The organism is Ligilactobacillus pabuli (assembly GCF_022836475.1).
Taxonomy (GTDB): domain Bacteria; phylum Bacillota; class Bacilli; order Lactobacillales; family Lactobacillaceae; genus Ligilactobacillus; species Ligilactobacillus pabuli.
Map to the genome: position 1 here is coordinate 1,648 of NZ_BQXH01000008.1, position 14,226 is coordinate 15,873.

Below are 14,226 nucleotides of genomic sequence, written 5' to 3' on the forward strand. Positions count from 1 at the left end.
TGTTTGCTTCAATTCTTTGCTGTAGTGAATATTCTTCTTGGCTTCTTCCAGGCCTTCAAGACCATCTCTTCGATAACGTATCATCCATCTTTTAATTGTAGCTTGATCGATTCCGTGCTGTCTTGCATAAGTAGCTCTGGAAAGACCTGACTGCTGGTAATTCTCAAGTAGGTTAAGCTTCTCAAGAGCCGTGAACTTAGATTTGGACATATAAAAATCCCTCCATAATCATCAAATGAATTATTGTATTTCATTTGACAACCATAAAGGGATTATCGCAAAATGGAGGACTTTTTTTAATATTTACAGAAAATGAAGAAAAAGTACCATCAAAATACTTTGACATCTAATACAAAAGTCATTGGCGGCTCGTTTTAGCTGACCCGATTTCGCAAGGGGTCGACTAGTTAATTAAGTATGAGATATGGTAGAATATAAAGGACGTAGAAAGAACGAAAGTACATGGGGGACAACTATTTTCTAGCTTAATTTAGGCTAGTTAATAGTGATTTGAAGACAAATCTGCAAACTAAAGTTGTAAAGAAGAGGAAGTTTATGAAAAAAAAGTTTATCGCAAGATTCGGTGTAATGCCGGAAATCTTTAAAAATGAACACTCCCGGTTGGTGGCTCTGTTATTGATCGCAATGGCAGTTGTTAGTGATGCCTTAGCTTTTACTTTTAACTGGATCTTCGGTATTGTTTTCTTGCTGATCTTAGTGTTAGTGATCATCGGAGCTTTTATTAGTTTAGCGGAAATTAAGGCGCAAACGAGCGACTATATTTCTGATCTGACCTACCGTATTCAGCGAGAAGAACAGGATGCCTTGATCCGGATGCCAATTGGGATCTTGTTGTTCAATAATGAGAAAGAAATTGCTTGGGTCAATCCTTACTTACAAAGTTATTTTGGTAAGGCTGATATTTTAGGACGCCCATTGGCTGAAGTTGACCCAGAGCTAACTCAACTGATTCAAGATAATTTGGAGAATAAGAAGAGTGTTGAAGTGCAATGGCACGAAAAATACTTCAATCTGTTGATCCAAAAGGAAATGAAGGCTGTTTACTTACTCGATATTACCCGTTACGCTGAGATCCAAAAGCAATTTGAAGATTCCCAGCTGGTTTTGGGACAGGTCTTTTTGGACAACTACGATGAGGTGACCAAGTCGTTAAACGATACGGAAATCTCTAATTTGGATAATTTTGTGGCCAATACTCTTTCAAACTGGGCCCAAAAATTTGGGATGTTTTTAAAGAAAGTCGATGAAGATCGCTACTTCATCCTGGCTTATACCGGGAGCCTAGCCGAAATCGAAAAAGAGAAGTTTAAGATCTTAGACGTGATCCGCGAAAAGACATCAAAGGGGAATTCACCACTGACTTTAAGTGTGGGGATCGCCTATGGTGACAGTGATTTGGCAGAACTTTCTGACCAGTCGCAAAATAACTTGGACCTAGCGTTAGGCCGAGGCGGCGACCAGGTCGTGGTCCGGCAAATCGACGGTCAGGCTCGTTTTTATGGCGGGACGACTGACCCGATGGCTAAACGTACCAGAGTTCGGGCTCGGATGATCTCGCAGGCTTTGCGCGATTTAATGGGACAATCCAAGCAGGTCTTTGTGATGGGGCACCAACGTCCAGATATGGATTCAATCGGAGCTTGTCTGGGGATCAGGCGAATTGCAGCCATGAATAAAAAGCAGTGCTGGATCGTGATCGATCAAGAAAATCTGCACTCTGACGTGGCTCGTTTGATGGAAGAATTGAAAAAAGACGACACCATTAGTGCAACGATCATTAGCTCAGAAGAGGCTGTGGCTAAGGCGACTCAAGAAGACCTCTTGATCATGGCAGACCATTCCAAACGGTCAATGGCAGCTAGTCCAGACTTATATGATCAGTTAGAGAATCGTTTGATGGTGATCGATCATCACCGGCGCGGAGAAGAATTCCCAGAAAATCCGATGTTGGTGTACATTGAACCTTATGCCAGTTCAACTTGTGAGCTGATCACCGAAATGTTTGAATACCAATCACGTGAAAGTGAACCGATCAACCGTGTGGAAGCTACAGCGATGTTGACAGGGATCGTGGTCGATACTCAATCATTCTCACAACACACAGGGACGCGGACATTTGATGCCGCTAGTTATTTGCGGGCCTTAGGTGCTGATCAATCCCTTTCCAGCTACTTTATGAAAGAAAATGTTGCTAGTTATATGAACCGGAGTCATTTGATCGACCGGGTCGAATTTATGGACGATGGCAATGCCATTTGTGCCGGAGAAAACGACCGGGATTATGATCCAGTCACGGCGGCTCAAGCAGCAGATTCGCTCTTGGATGTAAGCGGTGTTGAGGCCTCGTATGCAATCACACGGCGGTCTGAAGGAGTAGTTGGGATTTCTGCCCGGAGCAGCGGCAAACGTAACGTCCAGCTGATTATGGAACAGATGGGCGGAGGCGGTCATTTGGCAGTGGCAGCGACCCAGATCAAGGATACGACCGTTTCTGAAGTACGCAAACAGCTGCTGGAGCTCTTACAAGCTAAGACTGCAGAACGAGCAGAAGAAGAAAAAACAGAGTAAAATAACAAGTTAAGCTAGCTGCTTTCTCAAGACTAAATCTTGTGGTAAAGTGGTGGGTGAAGTGTCAGCAAAAAACGGCTGCAAACTTAACTTGTGGGGTGCTGGTAGAATTTAGCACCGCTAAAAACACTAAAGCGAAGTGAGACGTTTAATAGCTGGACGAAAGCTCTTATCTCACGCAGCTTAACTAACAATTTTCAGGAGGTAGAAATCGATGAAGGTTATTTTTACACAAGATGTTCGTAATAAAGGAAAACGTGGGGAAGTTAAAGAAATTCCTGATGGTTACGCCAACTTTTTAATTAAGAATAATAAGGCTAAGCAGGCCAATGCTGCGGCCATGAGCAAGCTTAAGGGTCAGCAACAGGCTGAAGCTAAAAAAGAAGCTGAAGAAGTCGCTGAAGCCAAGGTCCTCAAAGAAAAATTAGAGTCTGGCAAATATGTGGTAGAATTAAAAGCCAAGGCGGGCCAAGATGGCCGTTTATTTGGTTCGATCACATCTAAACAAATTGCCCAGGGCTTAGAAAAACAGTATGAGATCAAGATCGACAAGCGTAAAATGGAACTTAAAGAACCAATTCGCTCGATGGGCTATGTCAATGTGCCAGTTAAGCTGCACAATGATGTTTCGTCTAAGATCCGGGTGCATATTTCTGAAAAATAAAGACCAAGCTATAACTAGCTGGGAAGTTTGACGAGGAGGACTTAAGAGCGCAGTAATTTCTTAGGTCCTTTCTTTTCGTTTGAAAAAGTAAAGTGTTAGTAACAAGGAGCAGTAGAAAGGATCACAGTCATGGAAAATGACGCTTTGATGGATAATTTACCACCACAAAATATTGAGGCTGAACAAGCAGTGTTAGGGTCAGTTTTTTTAAGTGCGGATGCACTGGCTGATGCCATGGAATATGTTGAGCCGGATGATTTTTACCGACGGGCTCATCAGATCATGTTTCAAGCAATGATCGAACTTAATGATGCCAGTGAAGGAATCGATGTGGTGACGGTCAAAAACCGGCTAGAACAGGATAACCAGCTGGATGATGTTGGCGGCGTGGCTTATATTGCCGAACTTGCCTCGTCAGTGCCGACCGCAGCGAATGCCTCGTATTATGCACGCATCGTGGAAGAAAAGGCGATGTTACGGCGGTTGATTGCGGCAGCCACCAATATTATGACGGCGGCACAAAATCAGGAAGATGAAGTGCCAACGTTGTTGGATGATGCTGAACGGCAAATCATGGGTGTGTCCGAACGCCGGAATCGCAGCGGTTTTAAGCCGATCGACCAGGTGCTAAAAAATGCCTTAGAAGAAGTCGACAAACTCTCGCAAGAACATGAAGATATTACTGGTCTGCCAACTGGTTACCGTGATTTTGACCTGATGACTGCGGGATTACAGCCAGATAACTTGATTATTTTAGCGGCTCGGCCTGCCGTGGGGAAGACCGCTTTTGCGTTAAACATTGCGCAAAATGTTGGGACGGCGACAGACTCAAATGTGGCGATCTTTTCGTTGGAAATGAGTGCAGAATCGTTAGTTAACCGGATGTTGTGTGCGGAAGGCTCGATCAACGCCAATAACTTGCGGAACGGACAGTTAACGGATGAAGAATGGCAGAATCTGATCGTTGCGATGGGAGCTTTATCCAAGACTAATATCTATATTGATGACACACCGGGGATCAAAATGAGCGAGATCCGGGCGAAGTGTCGACGGTTAGCCAAGGAAAAAGACGGCTTGGATTTGATCGTGGTCGATTACTTGCAGCTGATTGAAGGCTCGAATAAAGAAAGTCGGCAACAAGAAGTGTCTGAAATTTCCCGGCAATTGAAGAAATTAGCCAAGGAATTATCAGTGCCGATCATTGCCTTGTCGCAGTTATCACGTGGCGTGGAACAGCGGCAAGATAAACGACCAGTGTTGTCTGATATTCGTGAATCAGGCTCAATTGAACAGGATGCTGATATCGTAATGTTCCTATACCGGGATGATTACTATGAACGGGAAGGCGACGATGATGACGATGGCGGCCAAGATGAAGAGAATCAAGATGTTGGGGAAGTTGAACTGATTATTGAAAAAAACCGTGCTGGTGCGCGTGGAACGGTTAAGTTAGTCTTTATCAAGTCCTACAACAAGTTTTCCAATATCGCTTATCAAGAAGAACAATAATAACAGAGCGGAGTGAAACGGTTAAGAGACGAGCATTATCGTGACCTGGCCTTTAATGCGTTTTAGGCATTGAAGGTTGGGTTGGGATAAGCGGAATCTCTTGTTTCACGCAGCTCGACTAAAAATCACAGAGTGGAGTGAAACGGGAGAAAGCGAGCACTATCGGAACCTGGGAGTTAATGCGATTTTGGCATTGACCCCAGGTTGGGATAGGCGGAACTTTCTGTTTCACGCAGCTCGACTAAGAAGAGGTCTCTCAAACTGAGGGCCTCTTTTTTTAATTCAGAATTGTGAGGGCTTGATTGATATTAAGGAGGAGTAAGTTCTTAGATTCTGTAGACACAGGTTTGGGAAAGTAACGTGTACAGGAAGTTCTGTAGACACAGGTTTGGAAAAGTAATGCGTACAGCGAGATCTGTAGACACAGGTTTGGAAAAGTAATGCGTACAGCGAGATCTGTAGACATAGGTTTGAGGAAGTAATGCGTACAGCGAGATCTGTACACATAAGTCTGAGAAAGTAACGTGTACAGGAAGTTCTGTACATAGTCTATCGAAGGGGCTGATAGTTATAATTGCTTTTAAAACACGAATAAGCAGTGGTAAAGCAGAATACGCGAGAATGTCTTTTGTTTCACAAAATCAGGACAATTTCACAAGAAAAGGATTACATTTGAACTAGTTTGCAAAAATTAGGAACTATCACTAGAAAAAAGTTTAAAAACATTCGTCTTTATTCTTGCAACAAGACTTACTTTTTGTTTATAATATGTCTTGGAGCTAGGAGGCTCTGGTACCATACCATATAAAACGGAGGGATTTAGTAATGAAGTTTTCTAAAAAAGCTGCGATCGTTGCTTCCAGTCTACTGTGCGCCATTAGTTTAGCTGCATGTGGAAATTCTAAGAGTTCTAAAGAATCAGATACATATACACCCAAGGAATTAACTGTCCAGTTTGTACCTTCATCAAACGCAACAACAATTGAAGCCAAGGCTAAACCATTGGAAGGTTTGCTGAAAAAGGAATTGGGTATTCCGGTTAAAGTTAGTGTTTCAACTGACTACAATACAATCGTTGAAGCGATGGGCTCTAAGAAAGTTGATGTTGGTTTCTTACCACCAGATGCTTACGTTTTAGCTCACAAACAAAACAATGCGAAGGTTATCTTACAAGCTCAACGTAACAACATGCTGGGTGACGATGATCATTATGGTAACAAGAAGGTTGACTTCTACCGTTCTCAAATCATTGTACGTAAAGATAGTGGTATCAAGAGCTTGAAAGATTTAAAGGGTAAGAAGATCGCTGTTCAAGATACAACTTCAACAGCCGGCTGGATCTACCCAGTAGTTGAAATGTACAAGAAGGGCGTTAATATTAACAAAGACGGTATTAAGACTGTCCAAGTTAAGGGTCATGACCAAGGTGTCTTGTCTGTTTACAACAAGAACACAGATGCTGCTTTCACTTTCCAAGGTGCCCGTAATTTAGTTAAAGGTGATGCACCTGATGTTAATGATAAAGTGATTTCAATTTACAAGACGAAAAAGATTCCAAATGACACGATCACAGTTCGTGGCGACATGAGTCCTAAGTGGCAAAAGAAGATTGCGACAGCGTTCAAGAAGATCGCTAAGACTAAGAAGGGTCACGACATTGTTTCGAAAGTCTACTCACATGAAGGCTACACAGATTCAAAAGACAGCAACTTTGATGTCATTCGTGAATACGACAAGACAGCAGAAAAACTGGATAAATAACACAGAGCGGAGCAAAGCGTTTAGCTCCCGAGCATATCGGAGCCTGGCCTTTAATGCGGTTTAGGCATTGAAGGTTGGGTTTGGATAGGCGCAAGGAGCTGCTTTGCGGAGCTCGACTAATAATCACAGAGCGGAGTGAAACGGTTAGAAAGTGAGCAGTATCGGAACGCAGGAGCTAATGCGGTTTCGGCATTAGTCCTGGGTTTGGATAGGCAGAGCTTTCTGTTTCATGGAGCTCGACTAAGAATCACAGCGGTTTAGAAGACGAACAATACCGTCGTTAAAACCAGCTTACTGCTAGTTTTTCCAGTACTTTTTTCTGAAGGTTTACAATAAAATTAAGGGGGCAGAAACAAGTAATTGTTGTTTCTGCTCTTAGTTATATCTAGCCACAAAAGGTGTGGTGAGAAGGGTGGATTTAAAATGAGCGACGAATCAGTTCTGATTGAGTTTGATAATGTACAAAAGGTGTATCCAAATGGGACCGTGGGGTTAAAGGATATTAATTTGAAAATTCATGAGGGGGAATTTGTAGCTGTGGTCGGTTTGTCTGGTGCAGGGAAGAGTACCTTGTTACGGACAATTAACCGGATGCATGATATTACTGGGGGAGACTTGAAAATCGATGGTGCTTCAATTACCGGCTATAAAGGGAAAGAATTACGGAACTTGCGCCGGAGTGTTGGGATGATCTTCCAGGACTTTAACCTGGTCAATCGTTCTAGTGTTCGTAGAAACGTGTTGTCAGGGCGGGTTGGTTATTACTCAACCTGGAAGAGTTCACTAGGCTTATTTTCTGCTGAAGACAAGCAACGGGCAGTTGACGCACTGAAACGGGTCAACATGTTAGAAAAACTGTATACTCGTGTCGACGAGCTGTCTGGTGGACAACAACAACGGGTCGCAATTGCTCGGGCACTAATGCAAGAACCCAAGATCATGTTAGCGGATGAACCGATTGCTTCGCTTGATCCATTGACCACTACCGCTGTGATGGATGATTTGTTAGGTTTGAATCAGGAACTGGGCATCACCGTGTTGGCTAACTTGCATTCAGTTTCATTAGCAATGAAATATGCGGACCGAATCATTGGTTTACGCGGTGGTCAGCTGGTCTATGACAAGCCGATTGCTGAAGTTTCAGCCGATGACTTTGACGGAATTTACAGTGAACAAGCTGAGATTAAGGGGGGCGCTGTTAATGGATAAGCAACAACTGCCACAGCGTCCATTTGCACAAAAATACCATGTGAAGGGAATTGGCGGGGCCTTGGTCTTCTTGGCCTTGTTATGGGGTTCTTCAGTGATGACTGGTGTTAACTGGGGCGAATTTTTTACTAACCTGGACCAGTTTTTCGATCTTTTAAGTCGAATGGCTCATCCGGCATGGGAATACACTAACATTGTGATCCAACCCATTTTAGAGACTATTCAAATGGCGCTGATCGGGACCACGATCGGGACTGTAATCGCTATCCCATTTTCAATTTTAGCTGCACGAAATTTGATCAAAAACTCAGTTGTGCGAGGCGTGATCCGGTTTATTTTAAACTTAGTCCGGACCTTACCAGATTTGCTGCTGGCCGCTTTATTTGTGGCGGTGGTCGGAATTGGTGCAACTGCCGGTGTTTGGACTTTAGCAGTCTTTTCTTTTGGGATGATCTCCAAGCTTTTTTACGAAACAATTGAAACGATCGACGAACGACCACTGGAAGCTTTACGGGCTGCCGGTGCGAATAACACACAAGTCGTGATCTTTGCGGTGGTCCCACAAGTGTTAAACAGTTTTGTGAGTTATTTTCTGTACACATTTGAAATTAATGTGCGTGCTTCAACCGTCCTCGGGTATTTAGGTGCCGGTGGGATCGGTGTGTACTTGCAACGCTCCTTGTCTTCATTTAGATATGACCAAACGGCTGTGATCGTGCTTGCCATCTTAGTGGTAGTGATCGTGATCGATGCAGTCAGCAACAATTTGAGGGAGAGATTGCAATGACAGAAAATGTGAAAAAACAAAATTTTTGGGCACGTTATAGTTGGATCATGTGGGCTGTGATCGTACTGGCCTTTTACGTCTGGTCGATCAATGGCCTACAGTTTAGCGGCTTGCAAGAATCAGCTGCTGAAGTCTCGAAGTCGATCATGCATGGCTTGTTTCACCCGGAATGGTCGTACTTTTACGATGGCAGCGGGGAAGATTTATTTAGTTTGATTTTTCAAACACTTGCGATTGCTTTTTTGGGGACGTTTGTTTCCGCAATTTTAAGTATTCCGTTTGCTTTTTGGGCAGCACGGGCACCACGTGAAAATAAATTCCACCTGCGCTCAACTAGTGGAAAGTTTATTTTAGTGTTTATTCGGACTTTCCCTGAATTAGTGTTAGCGATCATGTTTATAAAAGCAGTGGGACCCGGCTCTTTTGCGGGGGTCTTGGCGGTCTCGATCCATTCGATCGGGATGTTAGGGAAACTCTTTAGCGAGGCACTCGAAAATATGGACCGCGGTTCAGAAGAAGCAATTCAATCTGCGGGTGGTAGTAAGGCGGATATGTGGGTCTTAGCGACGATGCCGACAATCATGCCGGAATTTTTATCCTACACACTTTACCGGTTTGAAATTGCGGTACGTTCCGCTTCAATTCTAGGAATGGTTGGTGCCGGCGGGATCGGTACACCACTATTATTTGCCATTCAAACTAGAAACTGGTCTCGAGTTGGAATTATTCTGTTGGGAATCATTGTGATGGTCACGGCGATTGACTTTATCTCAGGCACAATCAGAAAGAAGTTGGTCTAATGAAAATTAGGATCTTATCAACTAGTGATGTGCACGGCTATTTTTATCCAACGGACTTCAGCAGTATTGACGACCGCCATGAACTAGGGTACCTGAAAGCTGCTAGTTTGATCAGAAAAATCAAAGCTCAGGAAGCTGCCGATGAAATCGTGCTCTACGTAGAAAATGGCGACATCATTGAGGGTTCGCCGATGGATGCCTATGCATATAACACCCGGGAAATAACTGACTATTCGCAAAAAATAACTGCGCTGGTTAATCAGCTTAGCCCGGATGCAGCAGTTTTGGGAAATCACGAGTTTAACTATGGCTTAGACTACTTGGCACAAACTTTGGCAGGCAGAAACTATCCGATCTTAGGTGCCAATATTAGTGGACCAGCTGCTAAAAAAATCGTGGATGCACCATATGAAATCCTGGAGAAAAAGGGCGTTAAGATTGGAATCGTGGGCTTAACGACACAGTTTATTCCACATTGGGAAGACCCAGCCAATATTGCAGGCTTACGTTTCCATTCAGTGGTAGAATCACTAAAACTACAAGTCGCTCAGTTACGCTCGCAAGTTGACGTTTTGATTGCTGCCTACCATGGCGGGTTCGAAGCAGACTTACAAACTGATCAGCCAACTGAAAAGCTAACTGGTGAAAATGAAGGCTCAGCGATTTTACGAGAAATTCCAGAAATTGATGCCTTGATCACTGGGCACCAACACCGGACAGAAGCTGCTATGGTCCATGGTACTCCGACGACGCAACCGGGTTATCGGGGCAGTCATGTGGGTGAAATTGTCTTGGAATTAGATGCCAAAAAGAAAGTGCAGCATTCATCAGCCCAACTACTGTCAGTGGCGGACCAGCCTTTACCAGACGATTTGCAAGCAATTGCTGAACCATGGCTGAAAGCGACACAGAAGTGGCTAGATCAGCCAGTAGCGATGATTAATGGGGACATGCGAATTACAGACCATATGGCTGCGCGTGCGCAGGGACATGCCTATTTGGCCCTAGTTAACCAGGTTCAAATGTCCGCAACTAGTGCGCCAATTTCAGGGACATCTCTCTTTAATGATGATGTCCAAGGCTTTGGGCATGAAGTTACGGTTCGGAATGTGATGAACAGCTATGTTTACCCCAATACTTTGGTCGTTGAAAAGGTTAGCGGAGCTGATTTGCGAGCAGCACTGGAACGCTGTGCATCATTTTTTGCGGTGAATAGCGATGGTTCCTTGGCAGTCTCGGCAGAATTTAGCCAGCCCAAAGTAGAATTGTATAACTATGATTATTACAGCGGAATCGACTATTCATTCGACTTAACGCAGCCAATCGGTCACCGAGTAGGACCAATTTATTTTGCGGGAGCACCTTTAGCGGAAGACCAGGAAGTGGAAGTTGTCTTAAACCAGTACCGTGGTGTTGGCGGTGGCGATTATCCAATGTTTTCTGCTGACAAAGTCGTGCGTGAGTATGCCGATGATATGCCAAAACTTATTATGGAATACTTACAGGATCATCCGGAAGTTGAAGCAAAACAACCGGAGAATCTGACGATTATCAAATAAGAAATAAAATAGCCGCTGTCATTGACGCGTATGGGTACGTCAATGACAGCGGCTATTTGTGTAGGAAAGTTGTTTCGAAGGGGAAAAGTTCAGTTGTCTATGGTAATGTTATTAAGTGAGTACTAGTAAAGCAAGCAGTTAGAATTGAGGTAAAAGTATGCGATTATATTTTGTGCGACACGGTGAAACAATTAACAATAAAAAACATGTTTTTAACGGTGGCTCGGTTGATCCAGTTTTAACTGAAGAAGGCCAGCAAGAGGCTAGACGACTTGGAAACTATTTATCTGAAATTAAGTTTGATGCCTGTTTTTCTTCACCATTAAAGAGGGCATATGAAACTGCACAAGCTGTGTTAGAAGAAAATGTCATGTCAACTCCTGAAATTAAAGTCATGCAAGATTTAACAGAAATGAATCTTGGTGATTGGGATGGAAAAGCAATTGCAGAATTACACGATGAAGAACAGATAAAAAACTATTTTGAAGAGCCGGCATATTTTGATGCAGCTACGATCCATGCAGAAAGCTATCGGGAAGTACAGCAAAGAGGGAACCAGGCTGTGAAAAAAATCTGTCAGCTGTCTGCCGGTCAGGAAAATATTTTGATTGCAAGTCACGGACTGTTTTTAAATACAGTTTTAAAGACTCTAGCCGGTGTTCCTTTAAATGAGATTAGAAGGGACGGACTACTTCCTACATCAAGTGTGACGATTTTTGACGTTAACGATCGGTGTGATTTTCAATTAGTTGAATGGGGAATAAAACCTGAATAGCGGTAATATGATAAGTAAATGTAGTTGTTTCAGTATTTTAATATTTGTTACGAACATGGAGTACATTGATAACTATGTTTGGACATGCAATTATAATTAGAAAAAGGCTAATACAGCGGGGGATGTTCCACACTGTATTAGCCTTTTTTAAACGAGTCTGTTTGACTATTTTTTGGAGTAATAGATGGTAGCTTGAATATCTTGGGGATGATTACCAAAATGTTGACCAAACAGAGTGACCCCACCATAAGTGTCCTTTTCTAGAGGCAAAACTGCTATTTTAAGCGAGATTCTTTTTTGTTTCTCTAAATTTAAATCACTGATTTTAACATTAGAGATACTGACACTATCAACTGCAGTATCTAGTTTACCAACACGAATGTGTTTTAATAAACCATACTGACTAAAGTCATCCGGCCACCATTCTGGGGTATAAGCTCCGCGGACATCTGAATAATTACCAGGAAGCTCAAAGGCACCGATAAAGATATCATTGAGCCAAAAGCCAAGTTTTGAATGCCAGTTGTTATTAGATAAAGGAAATTCACTGGAGAGCTCTAAATCAAATTCGAGTAGTTCAACTTTGCCATCGTCTGGCAAATCGTTGGGGATGATATATTCGATTGTTCCTCGGGTAAGCCACAGAAGTTGAGCTTTAAACCGTTCAGAAGAAAAGAAAACATTAGTATCATCCATGGTACCAATGACTTCATGTTTAGTAGCTAGCCCACATGATGGTTCAATGTTATCAATCGAAAAATAACTGCCAACAGGAATTGAGTAAGTGTGCTTGTAATATTGCGGAAAAATTTTCTTAGGAAAGTTAATAAAAATTTGTTCGACGTTCATCGTTGGAACAATAGCACGACCATCTTGGCCTTTTTCAAGACTAATGATATTAGCATTTTCTAAAATATGTAAATTTTTTGAAATAGCTGCTTTACTAACATTCATTTTTTTCGCGAGTTCTGTGGCAGTGATGGTTTCGTTAGAAATAATCTGGACGATTTCTAACCGGACGGCCGAGTCTAAAGCTTGAAAAATAGCAAGAGAGTTTTTACTGATATCGAGATCCATAGTTTTCGCTCCTTTTTAGTTAACTTATTAATTAACAATAATAGAACCTTTTAAGTAAAAAAGCAAGATGTTACTAAATAAGCCGAACTATGCATAACGCTTTGATAAAAGCGTTGACAGCGTTTTCTTTAAGAAGTATCATTTACTTTGTTAGAAAGACTGGCTAAAACAGTTAGCTAGATAGTGAACTATATCCTTAAGGAGGAGGATCTTTATGAAAAAGCTACACATTTTTTTAGTAATAGCTGCGACATTTTTCCTGTCTTTTTTTGTTACAGATGCATTTAATTCGCCGGTTCAAGCAAAATCGACCAAGGAAATTGTATTTTGGAATCCGTTTACGGGTCCTGATGGAACTAACATGCAAAAGTTGGTTAATCAGTACAACAAAACTAATCCAGAATATAAGGTTAAAAATGTGTCACTACAAGAAACAGAAATGTATTCGAAGATTCCAACTATTGTTAATTCAAGAAAGGGAATCCCAGATTTGCAGATCGTCCACGTCGAACGGATCAAAGACTACGTTCATAATGGCTTGTTAGACAGCTATAATCCATATCTCAGCAAGTTTCCTAAAATTAAAGGTGGAAACTATGTGGCTGAGGCTTGGAAAGATGGATATTATCAGGATAAGAGATATGGTATTCCACTAGATATCCATACTACATTTATGTATTACAACAAAGACTTACTTAAAAAGTACAGTCCACACGCTTTGGATGATAACATTGTAACTTTCAAAGAAATCGAAGAAGCTGGATTGAAGTCTAAAAAAGATGGAGTTGTTAGTCTAGGTTTAACATGGTGGAAACCTAACTTCTTATCTCTGTATGGTCAATTAGGTGGTAAGTTGACTAAGAATGGTAAAGATCCTTATTTTGACAATAAGACTTCTAAAAAAGCCATTAAGATTTATAAAGATTTACACGACGAAGGCGTAACTTCTCAAGATGGACAAGATCCAATGCAATTGTTCTTAACCAATAAAGAAATCTTCCATCCAGAAGGGATTTGGATGAACAACCAAATTAAAGAAGGAAATATTAATTATGGGGTTACTAACGCTCCACAACTTTCATCTGATCCAAAGAAAATGGTTAACTGGTCTTCAAGTCATCAGTTCGTTTTGTTAAAACAACCTAAGCGTGATAAAGCTAAAACAGTTGCTACTCTGAAATTTATCAACTGGGTCAGAACACATTCAGTTGAATGGGCTAAGGCTGGACAGAACCCAGCATCACTTGCTATTACTAAGAACAAGCAATACAACAAGATGCAACAGTCATTCTTACTTAAGAGTAAGACAGAACAAAATTCATTGAGGATTTTTGATTATCGTTACAATGGTTACTTAGCTGACTACTTGGACCGTTATGCTTACGATTCAATTTTTGGTAAGACAACTACTAAGAAGTACTTGCAGAAGATGCAAAAAACTGCCCAAGATCAAGTTAATGAACAAATGGACGATTAAAAATTCGTAGCTTTACGTA

12 protein-coding genes are annotated in these 14,226 nt (G+C 42.0%); 10 read left to right on the top strand and 2 right to left on the bottom strand.

Annotated elements, in window-relative coordinates:
• The coding region (tnpA, locus tag LPAF129_RS05110) for an IS66 family insertion sequence element accessory protein TnpA (protein WP_244055087.1) at window positions 1-210 on the bottom strand (210 nt) is incomplete at its 3' end.
• A 345-nt stretch (window positions 211-555) separates the two neighbouring features.
• On the opposite strand from tnpA, the gene LPAF129_RS05115 reads away from it, so the two are divergent.
• The 9 genes from LPAF129_RS05115 to LPAF129_RS05155 all read left to right on the top strand — a co-directional run bounded on the left by LPAF129_RS05115 (window position 556) and on the right by LPAF129_RS05155 (window position 11,653).
• On the top strand, window positions 556-2,589 hold the full coding sequence (locus LPAF129_RS05115; RefSeq protein ID WP_244055088.1) for a DHH family phosphoesterase: 2,034 nt from the start codon (window positions 556-558) through the stop codon (window positions 2,587-2,589).
• Window positions 2,590-2,803: 214 nt separating this feature from the next.
• The gene (gene rplI / locus LPAF129_RS05120; protein WP_244055089.1) at window positions 2,804-3,253 is read left to right on the top strand and encodes a 50S ribosomal protein L9; all 450 of its coding nucleotides are present in this window, start codon (window positions 2,804-2,806) and stop codon (window positions 3,251-3,253) included.
• A 129-nt stretch (window positions 3,254-3,382) separates the two neighbouring features.
• A complete protein-coding gene (dnaB, locus tag LPAF129_RS05125; RefSeq protein ID WP_244055090.1) occupies window positions 3,383-4,762 on the top strand; it encodes a replicative DNA helicase in 1,380 nt (459 codons plus the stop codon).
• 825 nt (window positions 4,763-5,587) lie between these two features.
• A complete protein-coding gene (locus LPAF129_RS05130) occupies window positions 5,588-6,523 on the top strand; it encodes a phosphate/phosphite/phosphonate ABC transporter substrate-binding protein (protein ID WP_244055091.1) in 936 nt (311 codons plus the stop codon).
• A gap of 423 nt (window positions 6,524-6,946) precedes the next feature.
• Window positions 6,947-7,732, top strand: coding sequence for a phosphonate ABC transporter ATP-binding protein (gene phnC, locus LPAF129_RS05135; protein ID WP_244055092.1), 786 nt, complete (start codon window positions 6,947-6,949; stop codon window positions 7,730-7,732).
• Window positions 7,725-8,519: a phosphonate ABC transporter, permease protein PhnE gene (gene phnE, locus LPAF129_RS05140; protein ID WP_244055093.1), complete on the top strand. Its 795-nt coding sequence runs from the start codon at window positions 7,725-7,727 to the stop codon at window positions 8,517-8,519. Before phnC ends, phnE (LPAF129_RS05140) begins: the two co-directional genes overlap by 8 nt.
• On the top strand, window positions 8,516-9,319 hold the full coding sequence (gene phnE, locus LPAF129_RS05145) for a phosphonate ABC transporter, permease protein PhnE (RefSeq protein ID WP_244055094.1): 804 nt from the start codon (window positions 8,516-8,518) through the stop codon (window positions 9,317-9,319). Before phnE (LPAF129_RS05140) ends, phnE (LPAF129_RS05145) begins: the two co-directional genes overlap by 4 nt.
• On the top strand, window positions 9,319-10,878 hold the full coding sequence (locus LPAF129_RS05150; protein WP_244055095.1) for a bifunctional metallophosphatase/5'-nucleotidase: 1,560 nt from the start codon (window positions 9,319-9,321) through the stop codon (window positions 10,876-10,878). Before phnE (LPAF129_RS05145) ends, LPAF129_RS05150 begins: the two co-directional genes overlap by 1 nt.
• A 157-nt stretch (window positions 10,879-11,035) precedes the next feature.
• Window positions 11,036-11,653, top strand: a complete 618-nt coding sequence (locus LPAF129_RS05155) for a histidine phosphatase family protein (protein WP_244055096.1) — start codon at window positions 11,036-11,038, stop codon at window positions 11,651-11,653.
• 165 nt (window positions 11,654-11,818) lie between these two features.
• On the opposite strand, the gene LPAF129_RS05160 is transcribed toward LPAF129_RS05155, so the two are convergent.
• A complete protein-coding gene (locus LPAF129_RS05160; protein ID WP_244055097.1) occupies window positions 11,819-12,730 on the bottom strand; it encodes an ArsR/SmtB family transcription factor in 912 nt (303 codons plus the stop codon).
• A 214-nt stretch (window positions 12,731-12,944) separates the two neighbouring features.
• On the opposite strand from LPAF129_RS05160, the gene LPAF129_RS05165 reads away from it, so the two are divergent.
• A complete protein-coding gene (locus LPAF129_RS05165; RefSeq protein WP_244055098.1) occupies window positions 12,945-14,207 on the top strand; it encodes an extracellular solute-binding protein in 1,263 nt (420 codons plus the stop codon).
• The last annotated feature ends 19 nt before the right edge of the window (window positions 14,208-14,226 follow it).

Coding starts and splice junctions, on each gene's coding strand:
- LPAF129_RS05165 (WP_244055098.1), top strand. CDS start 12,945: ATGAAAAAGCTACACATTTTTTTAGTAATAGCTGCGACATTTTTCCTG.
- LPAF129_RS05115 (WP_244055088.1), top strand. CDS start 556: ATGAAAAAAAAGTTTATCGCAAGATTCGGTGTAATGCCGGAAATCTTT.
- dnaB (WP_244055090.1), top strand. CDS start 3,383: ATGGAAAATGACGCTTTGATGGATAATTTACCACCACAAAATATTGAG.
- phnE (WP_244055094.1), top strand. CDS start 8,516: ATGACAGAAAATGTGAAAAAACAAAATTTTTGGGCACGTTATAGTTGG.
- rplI (WP_244055089.1), top strand. CDS start 2,804: ATGAAGGTTATTTTTACACAAGATGTTCGTAATAAAGGAAAACGTGGG.
- LPAF129_RS05160 (WP_244055097.1), bottom strand. CDS start 12,730: ATGGATCTCGATATCAGTAAAAACTCTCTTGCTATTTTTCAAGCTTTA.
- LPAF129_RS05155 (WP_244055096.1), top strand. CDS start 11,036: ATGCGATTATATTTTGTGCGACACGGTGAAACAATTAACAATAAAAAA.
- phnE (WP_244055093.1), top strand. CDS start 7,725: ATGGATAAGCAACAACTGCCACAGCGTCCATTTGCACAAAAATACCAT.
- phnC (WP_244055092.1), top strand. CDS start 6,947: ATGAGCGACGAATCAGTTCTGATTGAGTTTGATAATGTACAAAAGGTG.
- LPAF129_RS05130 (WP_244055091.1), top strand. CDS start 5,588: ATGAAGTTTTCTAAAAAAGCTGCGATCGTTGCTTCCAGTCTACTGTGC.
- LPAF129_RS05150 (WP_244055095.1), top strand. CDS start 9,319: ATGAAAATTAGGATCTTATCAACTAGTGATGTGCACGGCTATTTTTAT.